We start from the raw sequence: 18,029 nt of genomic DNA, 5'->3' as shown, positions 1-18,029 counted from the left end.
CCCGCAAGCCTCCGTAACCTCCTTGCATGAAGCAGAGGTTGAGGGTGGCGGCCTGCGCCGTATGCATGCGTGACGCGTAACAGCCGCATCGGCGGCAACGGCTGAAACAGGCCCAACCCCGCAGCGCGGCTCAACCCTGCGGCACCGCCCCGAAGTCCCCTCCCGCGAACCAGTCGTCCAGGGAGGGGAACCCCACATGTCCGTACGAACGCTCCGCGGTGGTCTCGCGGCCGCCCTGGTCGCGGCAGCCGTCACCGCGACCGCGCTCACCGCACCCGCCGTCGCCGCACCCGGCCCCGCCGCCGCTCCGGCCGCCCCGGACGCAGTCGGCGAGCGGGCCGGCGGCGGCCGCCACCACGCCACGCAGCGGGCCATCGAGGCCGCCGTGCGCGACGGAGCGCCCGGCGTCCTCGTCCAGGTACGCGACCGCCACGGCACCTGGAACGGCCGCGCGGGCGTCGCCGACCGCGACACCGGCCGCAAGCGCCACCACCACGACCGCTACCGCGTCGGCTCCATCACCAAGACCTTCGTCGCCACCGTCATGCTCCAACTGGAGGCCGAGGGCCGCCTCGACCTCGACGACAGCGTGGAGAAGTGGCTCCCCGGCGTCGTCCAGGGCAACGGCCACGACGGCGGCCGCGTCACCCTGCGCCAACTCCTCAACCACACCAGCGGCATCTACAGCTACACATCCGACCAGGACTTCCAGACCACCGTCCTCGGCGACGGCTTCCTCAAGCACCGCTACGACACCTGGACCCCCGAACAGCTCGTCGCCATCGCCATGAAGCACCAGCCGGACTTCGCCCCCGGCACGAGCTGGAACTACTCCAACACCAACTACGTCCTGGCCGGCATGGTCATCGAGAAGGCCACCGGCCGCCCCTACGGCACCGAGGTCGAACGCCGCATCCTCAAGCCGCTCAAGCTGCGCGCCACCTCCGTACCCGGCACCGACGCCGCACTGCCCCGGCCCAGCGGCCGCGCCTACTCCACGCTCGGCGCCGACCCGGCCGACCCGGCCACGAAGATCCACGACGTCACCGAACTCAACCCGTCCCTCGCCGGCGCGGCCGGCGAGATGATCTCCGACAACGCCGACCTCCAGAAGTTCCTGCGCGCCCTGCTCGACGGACGGCTCCTGCCGCAGCGGCAGATGAAGGAGCTGACGACCACCGTCCCGGTCGGCATGGCGGGCATCACGGGCTACGGACTGGGCGTGTACGCCACCAAGCTGAGCTGCGGAAAGGAGGTCTGGGGCCACACCGGCGGCATCCACGGCTCCGGATCGCTGGTCGCGGCCACGCGCGACGCCTCGCACTCCATGGCGGGCAACATCAACGGCGACTGGGCGGGCGGCCTCGACGAGGCCCTGGAAGCCGAGTTCTGCAAGTAGCCGTCACCACGGGACGTCACACCGGCGGTCACCACCGGCCGTCACCTCGGCAGCACCACCACATAGGCGGCCGGCGCGCGATCGTCGGCCGCCATCAGAGCCGTACGCACCACGATCGCCTGCTGGTCCATGGCCTCACGCAGCTTCTTCGGCGTGATGTGCACGACGGTGATCCCCAGCCGCTCCAGGTACTCGCGCTTCCGTGTGTACTCCGACCACATGGCATCCTCGTCCTGGCGCGGCGCCCGGGTGTCGAGCTCCACCGCCACCGCCTGGTCGGGCCAGTACGCGTCCACACCCCCCAGGTGCGGGCCGCCCGGCAGCCGCAGGTCCACGTTCCACACCGGGTCCGGCAGCCCGTGCTCCCGCACCATCTCGTACAACCGCCCCTCGGCCAGCGCCCGCCCCTCCGCGAGCAGCGAGTCCACGGCGTCCACCACGTGCGGCCGCGACAGCAGCCGCGCCCTGCTCAACTCCCGTACGACCGCAGCCGGCTCGCAGTACCCGTCGCGCACCGCCTCGGTCAGCAGGCGCCGCACCGTGTGCGGGTCGCCGAGCTGGGCCACCGCGTCCGCGAGCGCCCGCGCCACCGGGGCGACCGGCAGGCCGGTGACCTCCTCCGGTACGGGCAGCTCCTGGGCCGCCCGCACGATCCGCACGAACCCGGTCGACCGCAGCCGCCGGGTGCGCGGCACCAGCACGTCGATCCGGTCCAGCGACAGCAGCGGGGGAGCGGACGGGAACCCGTGCAGCGTGAGCGCGGCCAGGCCCGTGATCATCGAGTCGCCGAACCCGGGCGCGTCCGCGGGCGCGGGCCGCCGCCCGGTGTACACCAGCGCGGCCTGCAGCCGCTCGTCGCTGGTCGGCGGCCCCTGGTGCAGCAGGTAGACCCCCGGCAGGAGCTGCTGCCAGGGGCCACCGGCCCGGCTCTGCGCACTGACCTCCGCCGCGGGCACCCCGTGCGCCCGCAACTGCGCGGCGGACAGGACCCGGGACGGGGCGTCGGAGAGGTGGGACAGGGGGCGGGGGGAGAGCGGGGTGTTCTTCATGCTGCGGAAGTGCCCGCCAACGACGCCCGCGCTAACCGCTGTTACAAGCCCGTCGACATTTAGGGACGACTCCGTCCTAAAGTACGGACGTTCGATTGCCGATGATGGAAGGCTTCGACCCGCGAGGGCGGCACCCCTTCCGGAGCACCGCCCCCCGAGGGCGTACACGTCACGCCACGGTGTACGCGTCACGCCACGGTGTACGCGTCACGCCACGGTGTACGCGTCACGCCACGGCGTACGCGTCACGCCAGGGCGTCGCGCTCCTGGGCCCGCAGCGCGCGGGCCAGGTCGTCCCGCGCCTCCAGCACCAGCCGCCGCAGCGCCGGCGCGGCCGCCTCGTGCGCGGCCAGCCACGCGTCCGTGGCCTCCAGCGTCTCCGCGCGGTCCTGCAGTGCCGGGAACAGCCCCCGCACCACGTCCATCCCGATCTGGATGGACCGCTCGGCCCACACCCGCTCGATCGCGTCGAAGTACCGCGCCGCGTACGGCGCCGCCAGCTCCCGCTGCGACGGCTGCGCGAACCCCGCGATCGTCGCCTCGACCAGCGCGTTCGACAGCCGGTCCGACTCCACGACCTGCGCCCACGCCTGTGCCTTGACCGCCTCCGACGGCCGCGCCGCCAGGCACCGCACCTGGTGCCGCCTGCCTGTCGCGGTGTCGTCCCGCGCCAGCTCCGCCGCGATCACCGCCTCGTCGGCGCGCCCGTGCGCGGCCAGCGGCTCCAGGAAGGCCCAGCGCAGCTCCTGGTCGACGTCCAGCCCCTCCACGGCCGCCGTCCCGGCCAGCAGGCCCTCCAGGAACGCGAAGTCCTCGTCCGCCGCCGCGACCGCCGCGAAGAACCGTGCCCACGTCAGCTGGTGCTCACTGCCCGGCTCGGCCCGCCGCAGCTCGCGCAGCGCCGCCTCCGCGACCAGCCGCCCGCCGTGCTCGCGCCACTGCGGCGCCACGTAGTGGACGAGCGAGGTCCGCACCCAGGCGTGCAGCATCTGCAGCACCCCGATGTCCGACTCGCGCCCCGCGAAGGCCAGCACGACCGCCACGAAGTCCCGCGCCGGCATCAGCGCGTCCCGCGTCATGTTCCACAGCGCCGACCAGCACAGCGCCCGCGCCAGCGGGTCCACGATGTCGCCCAGACGCGCCTTCAGCGTCGCCAGCGAGTCCTCGTCGAACCTGACCTTGCCGTACGTCAGATCCTCGTCGTTCACCAGCACCAGCGCGGGCCGCTCGGCCCCCGCCAGCTCCGCGACGACCGTCCGCGCCCCGGTGATGTCCACCTCGGCGCGCGCGTACCGTACGAGCTCCCCGCTCTCCAGCCGGTACAGCCCGACGGCCGCCCGGTGCGGACGCGCCTGAGCGCCGTCCTGCTCCACGGCCAGCTCGGCGATACGACCCTCCCCGTCGTACGCCACCGCCGGCGTGAGCGCGTTGACCCCGGACGTCTCCAGCCACGACCGCGACCACGCCTTCATGTCCCGCCCGGAGGTCTCCTCCAGGACGGTCAGCAGATCGCCCAGCGTCGTGTTCCCGTACGCGTGCCGCTTGAAGTACCGCCGTGAGCCCTCCAGGAACGCCTCCCGCCCCGCGTACGCGACGAGCTGCTTCAGGACGGCCGCGCCCTTGGCGTACGTGATGCCGTCGAAGTTCAGCTTCGCGTCCTCCAGGTCACGGATGTCGGCCGTGACCGGGTGCGTGGACGGCAGCTGGTCGGCCCGGTACGCCCACGCCTTGCGGTTGTTGGCGAAGGTGATCCAGCCGTTCGTGAAGCGGGTCGCCTCGACCATCGAGAACGTGCCCATGAAGTCCGCGAAGGACTCCTTCAGCCAGAGGTCGTCCCACCACCTCATGGTGACCAGGTCGCCGAACCACATGTGCGCCATCTCGTGCAGGATGACGTTGGCCCGCCGCTCGTAGGCGGCCCGCGTCACCTTGCCCCGGTAGATGTACTCCTCGCGGAAGGTGACCATCCCCGGGTTCTCCATCGCGCCCAGGTTGTACTCGGGCACGAACGCCTGGTCGTACTTCCCGAAGGGGTACGGGTAGTCGAAGACGTCGTGGAAGAAGTCCAGGCCCTGCTTGGTGACCAGGAAGACGTCGTCCGCGTCGAAGTGCTTCGCGAGGCCCTTGCGGCACATCGCGCCCAGCGGGATCTCCAGCTCACCGCGCCGGTAGGTGTCCGTGACGTAGTGGTACGGACCGGCGACGACACACGTGATGTACGTCGAGATCGGCTGCGTCCGCGCGAACCGCCGCCGCACACCGCCCCCGGCGGCCTCCTCGCGGGACTCCTCCGCGCCGTTGCTCCACACCGTCCAGCCCCCGGGCGCCGTCACCTCGAAGCGGTACGGGGCCTTCAGATCGGGCTGTTCGAAATTGGCGAAGACCCGACGGGCGTCCGCCGGCTCGTACTGCGTGTAGAGGTAGACCTCGCCGTCCTCCGGGTCCACGAACCGGTGCAGACCTTCGCCGGTCCGGCTGTACGCGCACCGCGCGTCCACGACCAGCACGTTCTCATCGGCCAGCCCGTCCAGGGCGATCCGCGCCCCGTCGAACACCGCCGACGGGTCGAGCTCCCGTCCGTTGAGCGTGACCGCCGTCACGGACGGCGCGACGAGATCCGCGAACGTGCTCGCCCCCGGGGCGGCGCAGCGGAACCGGATCGTCGTCACCGACCGGAACGTCCGCCGCTCCGACTCGTCGCCGCCGACCGCCGACCGCAGGTCGAGCGCGACGTCGTACCCGTCGACGGACAGCAGCGCGGCCCGCTCGCGGGCCTCGTCGCGGGACAGATTCTCACCGGGCACGGGCGACTCCTTCGTGGCTCGTTGGTACCGGCAGCGATCCTCCCACGCGGCTTTCACGCTACGTATCCGGGAATGCCCTCGCCCGTCCCTCCTGTTGTCCCGGGTGTCCGGAACGGACACCGCATCGTCGGAAGACCGGAAGAGACGGGGAGACGGAGAGACATGTCGGAGACGAGGACCACCGCGGACTTCTGGTTCGACCCCCTGTGCCCGTGGGCATGGATGACATCCCGCTGGATGCTGGAGGTGCAGAAGGTACGCCCGGTGGACGTGCGATGGCATGTGATGAGCCTCGCCGTCCTCAACGAGGACAAGCTGGACGAGGTCCCCGAGGAGTACCGGGAGGCGCTCCGCACGACGGCCTGGGGCCCGGTCCGTGTGGCGATCGCCGCCGAGCAGCTGCACGGCCCCGAGGTGCTGGGCCGGCTGTACACGGCCATGGGCACCCGCTTCCACAACCAGGGTCTGGGTGCGACGCCCGAGTCCATCGCCGCGTCCCTGGAGGACGCGGGGCTGCCGGCCGGACTCGCCGAGTACGCCAACAAGGACACGTACGACGCGGAGCTGCGCGCCTCCCACAAGGAGGGCATCAACAAGGTCGGCCAGGAGGTCGGCACGCCGGTCGTCTCGGTGCCGGGCCCGGACGGCACGGAGGTCGCGTTCTTCGGCCCGGTGGTGACCCCGGCGCCCAAGGGCGAGGCGGCGGCCCGGCTGTGGGACGGCACGCTCCTGGTCGCGTCGACGCCGGGCTTCTACGAGATCAAGCGCACGCGCACCGAGGGCCCCAACTTCGACTGATCCCCTGCAGAACAGCCCTACAGAACAGCCCCCGCGAGTCCTGTCCTCGCGGGGGCTGTCCCTTTCTCCGCCTGCCACGTGAAGGGTGAGAAGACGATCACGAGGCAGGACGACTGTGGGTTGCCGGGATCACGGCGCGATCAGCGGCGTACGGTCCTTGGCGTCGGCGTAGCGCTTCGCCACGTCCTGCCAGTTGACGACCTGCCACATGGCCTCGATGAAGTCGACCTTCTGGTTCCGGTACTGGAGGTAGAAGGCGTGCTCCCAGGCGTCGAAGACCAGGATCGGCACCGAGCCCTGGCCCACGTTGCCCTGGTGGTCGTAGACCTGCTCCACGATCAGCCGGCCGCTGACCGGCTCGTACGCGAGGACGCCCCAGCCCGAGCCCTGCGTGGTCGCGGCGGCCTTGGAGAGCTGGGCCTTGAACCGGGCGAAGGAGCCGAACGACTCGGCGATCGCGTCCGCGAGCTCGCCCACGCCGTCCTTGTCGAGGGGCTCGCCGCCGCCGTCACCGGTCATGTTGTGCCAGTAGATGGAGTGCAGGATGTGGCCCGAGAGGTGGAAGGCCAGATTCTTCTGGAGGCCGTTGACGGAGCCCCACTGGTCCTTGTCCCGCGCCTCCTCCAACTGCTCCAGGGTGTCGTTCGCGCCCTTGACGTAGGCGGCGTGGTGCTTGTCGTGGTGCAGCTCGATGATCTCCGGGCTGATCACGGGCGCCAGCGCCGCGTAGTCGTAGGGGAGTTCCGGAAGGGTGTACATCGCCATGGCCTGAGCCTCCGACCGCTTATTGCAAGCTGTGTGCAATAGCAGGCTAACAGCAGTAAGCCGGGATGTTGATCAGCCTTCGGTCGTAGGACCACGAAGGAAGAACGCGGAAGAAGCACGCGGAAGCCCCCGGCGCACGCGGCGCCGGGGGCTTCCCGGGAACTCGAACCGACCGTGTGTCAGGCGCCGGCCTTGACCTCGTCCTGCTCAGCGGCCTCAGCGGGCTCAGTCGCCTCCGCCGCCTCCGCGGCCGTCATGAGCGGCCTCGTACGCCGCGCCGGGCGCGTCAGCCGCTGGTGCGCGAAGCCCAGCGCGGCCAGCACCAGGACCAGACCGCCCGTGTAGTAGAGCTGGACCCGCGTGCCCTCCTCACGCGCCATCAGCACGAACACCGTCGCGATACCGGCGAGCGCCAGCCACGTCAGGTACGGGTACGCCCACATCCGCACGGCCAGCTTCTCCGGGGCCTCGCGCTCCGTGCGGCGGCGCAGGATCAGCTGCGACACGGCGATGAAGGACCAGACCACCAGGATGATCGCGCCGATCATGTTGAGCAGCCACATGAACAGGTCGTCCGGCCGCCAGTAGCTCAGCAGCACGCACAGGAACCCGAACAGCGACGACGTCAGCACCGCGACGCGCGGCACCCCGCCGGAGATCCTGCCGAGCCCCTTCGGGCCCTGGCCGCGCGCCACCAGCGAGCAGGCCATGCGGGACGCGCCGTAGATGTTGGCGTTCATCGCGGACAGCAGCGCGATCAGCACGACCACGTTCATGATCTCGCCGGCCGCCGGCAGGCCCAGGTGCTCCAGCGTGGCGACGTACGAGCCCTTCGCCAGCGACTCGCTGTTCCACGGGATCAGCGTGACGATGACCGCCATCGAGCCGATGTAGAACACCGCGATGCGCCACATCGCCGTACGGACGGCCTTGGCCACGCCCTGCACCGGGTGCTCGGACTCGGCGGCCGCGATGGTGACGGTCTCCAGACCGCCGTACGCGAACACGGAGGCCAGCAGGCCGACGATCAGGCCCTCGCTGCCGTTGGGCAGGAAACCGCCCTGGCCCAGGAGGTTGGAGGTGCCGGGCGAGTCCGTGCCGGGCAGCACACCCAGGATGGCGAGCACGCCGATCACCAGGAACAGCGTGATCGCGCCGATCTTCAGCGCGGCGAACCAGAACTCGAACTCGCCGAAGTTCTTCACGGCGGCCAGGTTGGTCACACAGAACATCAGCATGAACAGCGCCACGAGCGACCACTCGGGCACGCCGGGCAGCCAGCCCGTCACGATCTTCGCGGCGCCGATCGCCTCCAGGCCGACCGCCACGCACAGCAGGAACCAGAAGGCCCAGCCCGCCGTGAAGCCCGCCCACGGCCCGATCGCCCGCTCGGCGTGCACCGAGAAGGAGCCGGACGCCGGGTTGGCCGCCGACATCTCGCCGAGCATGCGCATCACCAGCATGACGAGCAGACCGGAGAGCGCGTACGCGACGATGATCGACGGGCCCGCGGCCGCGATGGCCGCGCCCGAGCCGACGAAGAGGCCGGCGCCGATCACACCGCCCAGGGCGATCATCGACAGATGGCGTTGCTTGAGTCCGTGCGAGAGCGGCGCGTCGGCGTTCTCGGGCGCGGAGGTACGGGACATGGGTGGGCCCTGTTCCTGTCCGGGTAAGGGGCAAAGTCGCCCACGAGTCTGGGTGCGTGCACCGGTCACGGGGAACCGGTTTCCGCTATACGGACACACCGCTTGCACAACGTGAAGAAGCGGACACAGGACTGCCACGTCCGCGGATCAGGCGACTTTGGTGAGACTCCACAGTCTCTCCCTCGGAGGCTCCATGGTGCAAAAGGGGCCGATCGAACTCCACCCCACGTGACAAGCATCACGTGCCCTGAGGTGTAATCAGCGATCTTTGTGCGAAGTCAACCAACACCGCGCCGAGGGCTTTGTCATCGGCTGACGGTGATCGCCCGTTCACACCTGGGCTACGGTCGGCAGGTCCCGACCGGCCACCTCACCACCGCGGAGTCCCCATGAGCACTGCTGCCGCCGCCCCTTCCCGTACCGGAGGTACCGGAGCGGTCCTCGCCGACCTGCTCCCCGCCAGCCGTGCCCGCGACATCGCGCTCGTGACCGGCGGCGCCGTGCTCACCGGCCTCGCCGCCCAGGTCTCCATCCCCGTCGAGGGTCTCCCCGCCCCCATCACCGGCCAGACCTTCGCCGCCCTCCTCGTCGGCACCTCGCTCGGCGCCGGCCGCGCCTTCCTCTCCCTGGCGCTGTACCTGATGGTCGGTGTGGCGGGCGTGCCGTGGTTCGCGGAAGGCGCCTCCGGGTTCTCCATCCCGACGCTCGGCTACATCCTCGGCATGCTGCTCGCCGCCACCGCCGTCGGCGCGCTCGCCCGGCGCGGCGCGGACCGGTCGGTGCTCCGCATGGCGGGCACGATGGCGCTCGGCTCACTGATCGTCTACGCGGTCGGCGTGCCGTACCTGGCCCTGTCGACCGGCATGGGCCTGTCGAAGGCCGTCGCCCTCGGCATGGTGCCGTTCCTCATCGGTGACGCCCTGAAGGCCGTGCTCGCGATGGGCCTCACGCCGGCCGCGTGGAAGCTCGCCGGCCGGGACGCCTGACACGAGCCGTCTTCCGGAGGTGCGAACGCGTCCGGTGACACGAACGCGTCCGGAGGCGCGCGCGCCGGACACCGCCCGGTTTCGCACCCCCGCTGCCCGACCGGTGACCGGCCCCGTGCCACACTCGGACCCATGCGCGTGTACCTCGGCTCGGACCATGCCGGCTACGAACTGAAGAACCACCTCGTCGAGTGGCTCAAGGCCCATGGCCACGAGCCCGTCGACTGCGGACCCCACATCTACGACGCCCAGGACGACTACCCGCCGTTCTGCCTGCGCGCCGCCGAGCGGACGGCCGCCGACGCCGACGCCCTCGGCATCGTGATCGGCGGCTCCGGCAACGGCGAGCAGATCGCCGCGAACAAGGTGAAGGGCGTCCGTGCCGCCCTCGCCTGGAGCGAGCAGACCGCCGCCCTGGGCCGCGAGCACAACAACGCCAACGTGGTCGCCGTCGGCGCCCGTATGCACACGCAGGACGAGGCCACCAAGTTCGTGGAGGTCTTCCTCGCCACCCCGTACAGCGGTGACGAGCGGCACACCCGCCGCATCGACATGCTCGCCGCGTACGAGACGGAGGGCGTCATGCCCCCCGTCCCGGCCCACCACCCGCAGCAGGACTGACGTGCCCGAGGGGCACACGATCCACCGGCTGGCCGCCGACCACCTGGAAAGGTTCGGCGGCCGGCCTGTGCGTGCGTCCAGCCCGCAGGGCAAGTTCGCCGACGCGGCGGCGCTCCTGGACGGCATGGTCCTCGACGGGGTCGACGCCCACGGCAAGCACCTGTTCCTCGGCTTCGAGGAGATGGGCTGGGTCCACATCCACCTCGGCCTCTTCGGCAAGGTGAACTTCGGCGCCGCCCCCGCGCCGCCGCCCACGGACACCGTGCGGCTGCGGCTCGCCGACCCGGAGTCGTACGTCGATCTGCGCGGCCCGACCACCTGCGCGCTCATCACCGACCCCGAGAAGCAGGCCATACACGACCGGCTCGGCCCCGACCCGCTGCGCACCGGCGACGATCCGGACCGCGCCTGGCGGCGGATCTCCCGCTCCCGCACCACCATCGCGGCCCTGCTCATGGACCAGAAGGTCATCGCGGGCGTCGGCAACGTCTACCGCGCCGAGGTCCTCTTCCGGCACGGCATCGACCCGTACCGCGCGGGCAGGGACCTCACCGAGCGGGAGTGGACGGCGATCTGGCACGACCTCGTGGCGCTGATGCGCGAGGGCGTCCGCGCCAACCGGATCGACACCGTACGCCCCGAGCACACCCCCGAGGCCATGGGCCGCCCGCCGCGCGTCGACGACCACGGCGGCGAGGTGTACGTGTACCGCAGAGCCCGGATGCCCTGCCACATCTGTGGCGGCGAGATCCGCACCGCCGATCTCGCCGCCCGCAACCTCTTCTGGTGCCCCGCCTGCCAGCCCCGCTGACCCGCTGACCAGCTGACCCGCCGACCCGCTGACCCCGGGTCAGAAGCCGTGCGCCACCCAAGGAGCCACGGGCGAGCCGAACGCGAGCGACGCCTCCGCCAGCGCGCCCTCCCGCAGCTCCCGCACCCGGCCCGCGGCCGCGAGCGACACCAGCGAGAACCCGCCCAGATAGGCCGCGCCCAGCTCCCGCACCGACAGCGCCAGGTCCGGCGCGTCGTCCGTACGGGAGCACTGCGCGCCCTTGCCGTTCCCGGTCAGCCGCCACCGGCCCGCGTTCCACGGACAGAACGCGTCCGCCACCTCCAGGACCACGTCCACCGGCACCTGGTACGTCCGCGCCTCCAGCGCCGCGGCCACGTCCACGAGCCGTACGAACATCCCGTCCCGCCAGGCCACCCGGCACCGCCGGATGTCCGAGACGAGATGCTGCCAGGCGTCGTCCACGGGCCGGTTGGCCATCGTCAGCCGCGACGTCAGGTCGATAGCGAACAGGAAACGCCACAGGGCGGCGTCCGCAGCCGGGTCGAGCGCCCCCGCGTACTCCAACACCACCGTGCCCTTCGGGCCCTCCGCGTCGAAGTCCGGCCGCACCCGGTACAGCGCGTACCCGGCCACGTCACCGTCACGCTCCGCCAGCACGCACTGCAGCGGCGAGGCACCCTCACGCTCCGACGGAGGGTCGAGCAACGGCAGCCGCTCCCAGCCCGGTCTGCGCTCCAGCATCCCCGGCCGTCCCGGCACCGACCGCGCGTACACCGCCTCGCAGGCCGCCGCCGCTTCCTCGGGGCGCGCGAGCCGCAGCCGTACGTCATCCGTCCCGTCCGGTACGGACAGCCGCACCCGGGACGTGTCTATGTCCGCCCGCATCCGCCGCGTCGCCAGGCCGTAACCGAACCGGCCATAAATGTCCGGTTCCGACGCGGTCAGCACCGCCAGCGGCTCCCCCCAGGACCGTACGTCGTCCAACTGCCGCCGCATCATCGACGTGAGGATGCCGCGCCTGCGGTGCGTCGGCGCCACACTCACCATCGTCACGCCCGCCGCGGGCACGACCGCGCCGCCCGGCACGGCCACACGGAAGCCGAACGCCCCGGCCGTCCCCACGCACACCCCGCCGTCCCAGACCCCCACCGACCGCTCACACTCGGTCAGCGCCTCCCACAGCTCCCGCTCCTCCGCGGCTTCCGCCACGCCCCCGAAGGCGAGCTCCAACTGCCCGTACCAGGACTGCCATTCGGCCGCGCGCAGTACCCGCAACTCAGTCGTCATATGCCATGCGTACCAGGCGTCCACCCCCCTGGGCGACCCGATTTCGAACGCATTGTCACGGGGGTCCCCCTGCGCGCCACCCGGCCGGGTGGATAGGGTCCAGGCCAATGGCCCGTACTGCACGAGTGGACGCGTACACGGCCCGGTACCGCAAGGCGGTCCACCGGGTCCGCGTCGGCCTGCGCAAATCCGCCGTCGACTACTTCCGCGGCGACGGCTCCGACTGGGTCGCCCTGGCAGGCCTGTTCCTGACCATCCCGGCGCTGCTGCTGGCCACCCTCGCCGCACCCGTGTGGTTCGCACCCGAGGCGCTGGTCCTGCCGATCGTCGCCGGCGGACTGCTGCTGCGCCCCGCGAGCCTGCTCGGGCTGTACGCGGCGGCCGCCGGGGCGCTGATCGTCGAGTCGGCCGTGCTCGGCCCGTACACCGAGGGCATGGCACGCGTGACCCCGGGCACCGTCCTCGTGGTCGCCGCCTGCGGGCTCTTCGGCCTCCTGATAGCCCAGTTCCGGGCCCGCGTCGGGGTGCCGTGGCGGCGCGGCGGCACCATGCTGTTCGACCTGCGCGAACGCATCCGCGCCCAGAGCGCGCTGCCCGCGCTGCCCAAGGGGTGGCACCGCGAGATGGCACTCCGCCCGGCCGGCGGCCAGTCGTTCTCCGGCGACTTCGTCGTCGCTGCCCGCACCGGCGGGGGGCGCACCCTGGAGGTCGTCCTCACGGACGTGTCCGGCAAGGGCATGGACGCCGGCTCCCGCGCGCTCCTGCTGTCCGGCGCGTTCGGCGGCCTCCTGGGCTCCCTCCCGCCGCACGGCTTCCTGCCCGCCGCCAACGGCTACCTGCTGCGCCAGGACTGGGACGAGGGCTTCGCCACCTCCATCCACCTGGTCCTCGACCTGGACTCGGGCGACTACGAACTCCTGTCGGCCGGCCACCTCCCGGCCCTCCAGCTCCACGCGGGAACCGGCCGCTGGGAGGAGAAGTCCGGCGACGGCCCCCTGCTGGGCGTCTACGACGGCGCCGAGTTCCACCCGGTCAAGGGCACCCTGAACCCGGGCGACGTCCTGATGCTGTTCACGGACGGCCTGGTCGAGGCATCCGACCGCGACATCACCGAGGGCATCGACCGCCTGACCGGCGAAGCCGACCGCTACGTCTCCTCCGGCTTCCGGGGCGCCGCGTGGCACCTGATCGAAGCCTGCGCCAAAGACGTGAACGACGACCGAGCCCTCCTCCTCCTAACCCGCGACCCCTAACCCCCACCCGCCGCCCCCAGCACCGGCTGCAGCCCGCCCCCTGCCCCCCGAACGGCCCCCCGACGGTCGCCGCCACCCCTGCTGCGGGGGCGGTGCGCCGACCGGCCCGCCGGTTCCCGCTGCGGGGCGGTGCGTGGGCTGGTGCCGCTGGTTTTGCTGTGGGGCGGTGCGTGGGCCGCGGTTCCGCCGGTCTTGTTGTGGGGCGGTGCGTGGGCCGCGGTTCCGCCGGTTTTGCTGTGGGGCGGTGCGTCGGCCGGTACCGCCGGTTTCGCTGTGGGCATGCGTTCCGCCAAGGGCGGAACGGGTGGGCACAGCGGAACCGGCCGCCCGCACCCCCGTTCCCGGTCACCCCGTGGGCGGTGCGCCTTACGCCGGTGCGTGGTCGGGGCCGCTCCGGGGCTCACCTCCTCGGATTGGCGGGCTCGGGCCCCGGAACGCGAAGCGTTTCGGCACCACCAATCCTGCGGGGGCGACCCCTGCGCGTCCCCTCCCGCCGGTACGGCGACTGCACGCCGGTGGGGGCCGGCGCGCGCGTACAGTCGGCCCATGCCGCAGCCCCACCTCACCCTCGCCCAGGTCGAAGCCACCGCCCGCCACGCCCACGCCGGCCAGACCGACAAGGCCGGGCGCCCCTACGCCGAGCACCTTCAGGCCGTCGCCGAAGGCGTACGCGCACGCGGCGGCAGCGACGAGCAGATCGCCGCCGCCTGGCTGCACGACGCCGTCGAGGACGACGCCCTGTCCCCGCGGTGGCTCGCGGACGCCGCCCTCCCGCAGCAGGTCAAGGACATCGTCCTCGCCGTCACCAAGCGCCCCGGCGAGGACCTCGACGCCTACACCGCCCGCATCCTGGCCGTCCCCGGCGCCCTCCTGGTCAAGGAGGCCGACCTCGCGCACAACAGCGACCCCGGCCGCCTCGCCGCCCTCGACGAGCCCACCCGCACCCGGCTGGCCGCCAAGTACGCGCGCGTACGCCGGCTCCTCGGCCTCACGTCCGGCTGACCGCCTGCTGCGCGGGCACCGTCGGCGCGGCGCCCCCGGCACCGGGCCGCTCCGCCGCGGCCGGCGGCCCGCCGCGGAACGCCCACTCCAGCGGAGGCTCCACCACCCACCGCAGCGCCCGCCGCACCGGCGGGGTGCACAGCAGCGTCACCACCACGGCCGCCACCACCGTCAGCCCGACCCGCCCCGCGGGCGTCACCAGCACCCCGTACGTCTCGTCGAGCCCCCAGTACGGCACCGCCTTCGCCGCGAACCCGTGCAGCAGGTAGCCGCAGATGCTGCCAGCGCCCAGCACCGTGAACCACGTGCGCCGCCCCGGCACCAGCGCCAGGAACGCCGCCGTCAGCACCAGCGCGACCCCGCCGAGCGCGACCGTCGCCACCGGCCCCGCCCACCACGCCGCGTCCAGCTCCTGCGCGCTCGTGTTCCGGTAGAACCAGCCCATCCGCAGCGACGGCGCCACCGCGTACGCCACCACCACGGCCGCCACCAGCACCGGCGCGGCGAGCAGCCGCACCGCCCGCCGCCGCACCAGCCGGAAGTGCTCCTCGCGCAGCATCAGCCCCAGCACGAAGTACGGCAGGAACTGAAGCACCCGCTGAAGATCCAGGTCCTGCGAGATGCCCGGGGTCAGCGACGCGAGCGCGGCCAGCGCCACCGCCACCGGCAACGGGTACCGCAGGGCACGCCACAGCGGCGTCGAAAGCCGCCACACGAACAGCGCGATCAGGAACCACGTCAGGTACATCGGATCGGTCAGCGAGAACGCCTGCCAGGGCGCGTCGTCGCCCCACCGCCGGTACAGCGTGTACGCCGTCTCGAAGACGAGGTACGGGACGACGACCCCGCTCACCAGCCGTCTCAGCTGCTCGGGCCGGGCGGCGAAGCTCCGCGAGAAGTAGCCGGAGATGATCACGAACGCCGGCATGTGGAAGGCGTACACGGCCATGTAGAGCGCCCGCGTCGCGCGGCTGCCCTCCATGACCGGCTCCCACGCGTGCGCCACCGCGACGAGCACGATCGCCAGGTATTTCGCGTTGTCGAAGTAAGGGTCTCGCTGCCGCTGTTTTTCCTGGGGTGGGTGGAACATTCGAGGCACCCTAATGCCGCTCCAGGTCCTTGCGAAAACCAGGAAAGCCACGTCTCGTCATCCACGCCGTGCCTGAAATGCCACAACAAATCCAGGACAAAAGCCGCATATCGCCCGGCTGGCGCTGATCAATAAGCGCCGGCGGTGCGGCCCTGCGGATTTTCTGTGACGGACATGCGGGCGCCGTGAAATGATCGCCGGTAATTCCGTTGCGAAATTCACGCCGCCCACCCCGCCCGCGCCGCAGGGCTCCCCGTCTCCCGTCCACCATCCGTCACGGGGCAGCAGACCAGGGGATGTTGATGGCACGATGGACCGCGTGCGGGGGTGTGCCGGGCCGTGTACCCCCGGGCCGTCCGGCCGGACCGACCGAGGGGTGATCAGTTGTGGCCATATCGCTGTCCGTGGTGCTTCTGTTGGCGATCGTGCTCGTGGTGCTGATCCGCGGCGGATCGCTCAAAGCGGGCCCCGCCGTCGTCGCCGCCCTCTTCGGTTTCTTCCTGGCCGGTTCCGGTATCGGGCCGACGATCACGAACGTGCTCAACGAGGTCGCCGCCTCGATCAGCAGGATCACTTTTTAGGAAACGCGCCGACGGAACGACTCCGGCCCGGCCGGGTGAGCAGCTCACCCGGCCGGGCCGGAATCCGTACAGAGCGGGCGACGGGAATCGAACCCGCGTAGCTAGTTTGGAAGACTAGGGCTCTACCATTGAGCTACGCCCGCAAGCGCCGCACCGTGCGCGTCACCAGGGAGCGACGGCCGCGGTACGAAGAGCATCGTAGCGGGTCCCGCGCCCTGGTCGCACACCCCTTAATGGGCCGACGCGGCGCCCGCGGCCATGTACCCTACGTGTCGCACCGACGGGGTGTGGCGCAGCTTGGTAGCGCGTCCGCTTTGGGAGCGGAAGGCCGTGGGTTCAAATCCCGCCACCCCGACCACCTCTCGCGTCTCCCGCGCAACCAAGATCACGTTGTGGGGGCCGTACTCCTTGCGGTTACTATGCAAGCTGCGTGCCCGTGTGTCCGTCTGACCGGGCCCGATCCGCTGGACCGCCGAAGTCGGCGCGCCGGCAGAAACCCAGAATCAGCCACCAAGGAGACCGAACCGTGAAGAGCGCCGTAGAGACCCTGAACCCGACCCGGGTTCGGCTCACTGTCGAGGTGCCCTTCGAGGAGCTCAAGGACAGCCTCGACGCGGCGTACAAGAAGATCAACCAGCAGGTCACGGTCAAGGGCTTCCGCAAGGGCAAGATCCCGGCGCGCGTCATCGACCAGCGCTTCGGCCGTGGTGCGGTGCTGGAGGAGGCCGTCAACGACGCGCTGCCCAAGTTCTACGGCGAGGCGGTCAACGAGGCCGACGTGAACCCGCTCGGCCAGCCCGAGGTCGACATCACGGAGCTGAAGGACGGCGAGCTGCTGGCCTTCACCGCCGAGGTCGACATCCGCCCGGCCATCGAGATCCCGGACTACTCCGGCATCGAGGTCACCGTCGACGCCGTCGCGGTCAGCGACGAGGACGTCGAGAAGTCCGTGGAGCAGCTCCGCGAGCGCTTCGCGTCCACCTCCCCGGTCGAGCGCGCCGCCGCCGAGGGCGACGTCGTGACGATCGACCTGGAGGCCAAGGTCGACGGCGAGGTCCTCCCGGACGGTGTCGCCAGTGGCGTGCAGTACACGATCGGCTCCGGTGAGCTGCTCGACGGCATCGACGAGGCCGTGACCGGCCTGGAGGCCGGCGGCGAGGCCACCTTCACCTCGCAGCTCAAGGGCGGCTCCGCCGAGGGCAAGGACGCCGAGGTCACCGTCAAGGTCACCCAGGTGGCCGCCCGCGAGCTCCCCGAGCTCGACGACGATTTCGCCCAGATGGCGTCCGAGTTCGACACCCTCGACGAGCTGAAGGCCGACAGCCGCAAGCGCCTCGAGAACATGAAGCAGTACGACCAGGCCACCCAGGCCCAGGAGCGCGTCCTGGACGAGCTGCTGAAGCTGGTCGAGGTCCCGATCCCCGAGAAGCTCCTCGAGGACGAGGTCAACACCCGCAAGCACAACCTGGAGCACCACCAGCTCGGCCAGATGGGCCTGACGCTGGAGAAGTACCTGGAGCTCCAGGGCAAGACGGTCGAGGAGTTCGAGGCCGAGACCAAGGAAGCCGCGGTCAAGGGCATCAAGACCCAGTTCATCCTCGACGAGCTGGTCTCCAAGGAGAAGCTCAACGTCAACCAGGAAGAGCTGACCGAGCACCTGATGCGCCGTGCCGCCTCCTCCGGCATGAGCCCCGACCAGTTCGCCCAGGCCGTCGTCCAGGGCAACCAGGTCCCGATGCTCGTCGGCGAGGTCGCCCGCGGCAAGGCCCTGGCCCTGGTCGTCGAGGCCGCCACGGTCGTCGACACGGAGGGTGAGCCCGTCGTCCTGGACGACGAGGATGAGACGGCCGAGACCGTCGAGGCCGCCACCGAGGCCGCCGACACGCAGGCCGAGGAGAAGTCCGAGGACAAGCCCGAGGCCTGAGCCTCACGCTGACCTCCACGGCGGGCTC

The 18,029-nt window shown here is 71.4% G+C and carries 15 protein-coding genes and 2 tRNA genes; 10 read left to right on the top strand and 7 right to left on the bottom strand.

The genetic code is table 11. From position 1 onward, the window contains the following. Positions 1–196 precede the first annotated feature (196 nt). Positions 197–1,399 (top strand): serine hydrolase, encoded by a 1,203-nt coding sequence (locus tag HTZ82_RS26860; RefSeq protein ID WP_175411967.1) that lies wholly within the window; start codon positions 197–199, stop codon positions 1,397–1,399. A gap of 41 nt (positions 1,400–1,440) precedes the next feature. Here HTZ82_RS26860 and HTZ82_RS26855 read toward each other — a convergent pair whose 3' ends face one another. Further along, positions 1,441–2,448 (bottom strand): hypothetical protein, encoded by a 1,008-nt coding sequence (locus HTZ82_RS26855; protein ID WP_175411966.1) that lies wholly within the window; start codon positions 2,446–2,448, stop codon positions 1,441–1,443. A 245-nt stretch (positions 2,449–2,693) separates the two neighbouring features. Beyond that, positions 2,694–5,252, bottom strand: coding sequence for an aminopeptidase N (gene pepN, locus HTZ82_RS26850; RefSeq protein WP_175411965.1), 2,559 nt, complete (start codon positions 5,250–5,252; stop codon positions 2,694–2,696). 162 nt (positions 5,253–5,414) lie between these two features. Here pepN and HTZ82_RS26845 point away from each other — a divergent pair, with 162 nt between their 5' ends. Next, a complete protein-coding gene (locus HTZ82_RS26845; RefSeq protein ID WP_175411964.1) occupies positions 5,415–6,050 on the top strand; it encodes a DsbA family protein in 636 nt (211 codons plus the stop codon). Positions 6,051–6,179: 129 nt separating this feature from the next. On the opposite strand, the gene HTZ82_RS26840 is transcribed toward HTZ82_RS26845, so the two are convergent. Further along, a complete protein-coding gene (locus HTZ82_RS26840) occupies positions 6,180–6,815 on the bottom strand; it encodes a superoxide dismutase (RefSeq protein WP_175411963.1) in 636 nt (211 codons plus the stop codon). A gap of 179 nt (positions 6,816–6,994) precedes the next feature. Continuing rightward, a complete protein-coding gene (locus HTZ82_RS26835; RefSeq protein WP_254712125.1) occupies positions 6,995–8,464 on the bottom strand; it encodes an amino acid permease in 1,470 nt (489 codons plus the stop codon). A 389-nt stretch (positions 8,465–8,853) separates the two neighbouring features. On the opposite strand from HTZ82_RS26835, the gene HTZ82_RS26830 reads away from it, so the two are divergent. The 3 genes from HTZ82_RS26830 to HTZ82_RS26820 all read left to right on the top strand — a co-directional run bounded on the left by HTZ82_RS26830 (position 8,854) and on the right by HTZ82_RS26820 (position 10,882). Then, positions 8,854–9,450 (top strand): biotin transporter BioY, encoded by a 597-nt coding sequence (locus HTZ82_RS26830; RefSeq protein WP_175411962.1) that lies wholly within the window; start codon positions 8,854–8,856, stop codon positions 9,448–9,450. Between the two features lie 132 nt (positions 9,451–9,582). After that, on the top strand, positions 9,583–10,071 hold the full coding sequence (locus HTZ82_RS26825; protein WP_175411961.1) for a ribose-5-phosphate isomerase: 489 nt from the start codon (positions 9,583–9,585) through the stop codon (positions 10,069–10,071). Position 10,072: 1 nt separating this feature from the next. Beyond that, positions 10,073–10,882 carry an Fpg/Nei family DNA glycosylase gene (locus HTZ82_RS26820; protein WP_175411960.1) on the top strand — a complete coding sequence of 270 codons (810 nt, stop codon included), beginning with the start codon at positions 10,073–10,075 and terminating at the stop codon, positions 10,880–10,882. 39 nt (positions 10,883–10,921) lie between these two features. Here HTZ82_RS26820 and HTZ82_RS26815 read toward each other — a convergent pair whose 3' ends face one another. Next, the gene (locus HTZ82_RS26815; RefSeq protein WP_175411959.1) at positions 10,922–12,151 is read right to left on the bottom strand and encodes a GNAT family N-acetyltransferase; all 1,230 of its coding nucleotides are present in this window, start codon (positions 12,149–12,151) and stop codon (positions 10,922–10,924) included. 107 nt (positions 12,152–12,258) lie between these two features. Here HTZ82_RS26815 and HTZ82_RS26810 point away from each other — a divergent pair, with 107 nt between their 5' ends. Both HTZ82_RS26810 and HTZ82_RS26805 read left to right on the top strand, forming a co-directional pair. Then, positions 12,259–13,404, top strand: a complete 1,146-nt coding sequence (locus tag HTZ82_RS26810) for a PP2C family protein-serine/threonine phosphatase (RefSeq protein WP_175411958.1) — start codon at positions 12,259–12,261, stop codon at positions 13,402–13,404. Between the two features lie 546 nt (positions 13,405–13,950). Further along, positions 13,951–14,406 (top strand): HD domain-containing protein, encoded by a 456-nt coding sequence (locus HTZ82_RS26805; protein ID WP_175411957.1) that lies wholly within the window; start codon positions 13,951–13,953, stop codon positions 14,404–14,406. On the opposite strand, the gene HTZ82_RS26800 is transcribed toward HTZ82_RS26805, so the two are convergent. Further along, positions 14,393–15,496: an acyltransferase family protein gene (locus HTZ82_RS26800; protein ID WP_175411956.1), complete on the bottom strand. Its 1,104-nt coding sequence runs from the start codon at positions 15,494–15,496 to the stop codon at positions 14,393–14,395. The two genes, HTZ82_RS26805 and HTZ82_RS26800, sit on opposite strands and share 14 nt — an antisense overlap. A 386-nt stretch (positions 15,497–15,882) precedes the next feature. On the opposite strand from HTZ82_RS26800, the gene HTZ82_RS26795 reads away from it, so the two are divergent. After that, complete coding sequence (locus tag HTZ82_RS26795; RefSeq protein ID WP_175411955.1) at positions 15,883–16,077, top strand: hypothetical protein; 195 nt, start codon at positions 15,883–15,885, stop codon at positions 16,075–16,077. Between the two features lie 72 nt (positions 16,078–16,149). Here the strand turns inward: HTZ82_RS26795 and HTZ82_RS26790 are convergent. Next, a tRNA-Gly gene (locus HTZ82_RS26790) sits at positions 16,150–16,220 on the bottom strand. A gap of 138 nt (positions 16,221–16,358) precedes the next feature. Here HTZ82_RS26790 and HTZ82_RS26785 point away from each other — a divergent pair. Further along, positions 16,359–16,435, top strand: a tRNA-Pro gene (locus HTZ82_RS26785). 168 nt (positions 16,436–16,603) lie between these two features. Next, entirely contained in the window at positions 16,604–18,001 is a 1,398-nt protein-coding gene (gene tig, locus HTZ82_RS26780) for a trigger factor (protein ID WP_175411954.1), read from the top strand. The last annotated feature ends 28 nt before the right edge of the window (positions 18,002–18,029 follow it).

The organism is Streptomyces sp. TRM64462, from assembly GCF_013362995.1.
Classification (GTDB): Bacteria; Actinomycetota; Actinomycetes; order Streptomycetales; family Streptomycetaceae; genus Streptomyces.
This window is presented reverse-complemented; position numbering and strand designations above follow the sequence as displayed.

Excerpts from the sequence above, each read along its gene's own strand:
- HTZ82_RS26860 (WP_175411967.1), top strand. The coding sequence starts at position 197 with ATGTCCGTACGAACGCTCCGCGGTGGTCTCGCGGCCGCCCTGGTCGCG.
- HTZ82_RS26855 (WP_175411966.1), bottom strand. The coding sequence starts at position 2,448 with ATGAAGAACACCCCGCTCTCCCCCCGCCCCCTGTCCCACCTCTCCGAC.
- HTZ82_RS26845 (WP_175411964.1), top strand. The coding sequence starts at position 5,415 with ATGTCGGAGACGAGGACCACCGCGGACTTCTGGTTCGACCCCCTGTGC.
- HTZ82_RS26840 (WP_175411963.1), bottom strand. The coding sequence starts at position 6,815 with ATGGCGATGTACACCCTTCCGGAACTCCCCTACGACTACGCGGCGCTG.
- HTZ82_RS26835 (WP_254712125.1), bottom strand. The coding sequence starts at position 8,464 with ATGTCCCGTACCTCCGCGCCCGAGAACGCCGACGCGCCGCTCTCGCAC.
- HTZ82_RS26830 (WP_175411962.1), top strand. The coding sequence starts at position 8,854 with ATGAGCACTGCTGCCGCCGCCCCTTCCCGTACCGGAGGTACCGGAGCG.
- HTZ82_RS26825 (WP_175411961.1), top strand. The coding sequence starts at position 9,583 with ATGCGCGTGTACCTCGGCTCGGACCATGCCGGCTACGAACTGAAGAAC.
- HTZ82_RS26815 (WP_175411959.1), bottom strand. The coding sequence starts at position 12,151 with ATGACGACTGAGTTGCGGGTACTGCGCGCGGCCGAATGGCAGTCCTGG.
- HTZ82_RS26810 (WP_175411958.1), top strand. The coding sequence starts at position 12,259 with ATGGCCCGTACTGCACGAGTGGACGCGTACACGGCCCGGTACCGCAAG.
- HTZ82_RS26805 (WP_175411957.1), top strand. The coding sequence starts at position 13,951 with ATGCCGCAGCCCCACCTCACCCTCGCCCAGGTCGAAGCCACCGCCCGC.
- HTZ82_RS26800 (WP_175411956.1), bottom strand. The coding sequence starts at position 15,496 with ATGTTCCACCCACCCCAGGAAAAACAGCGGCAGCGAGACCCTTACTTC.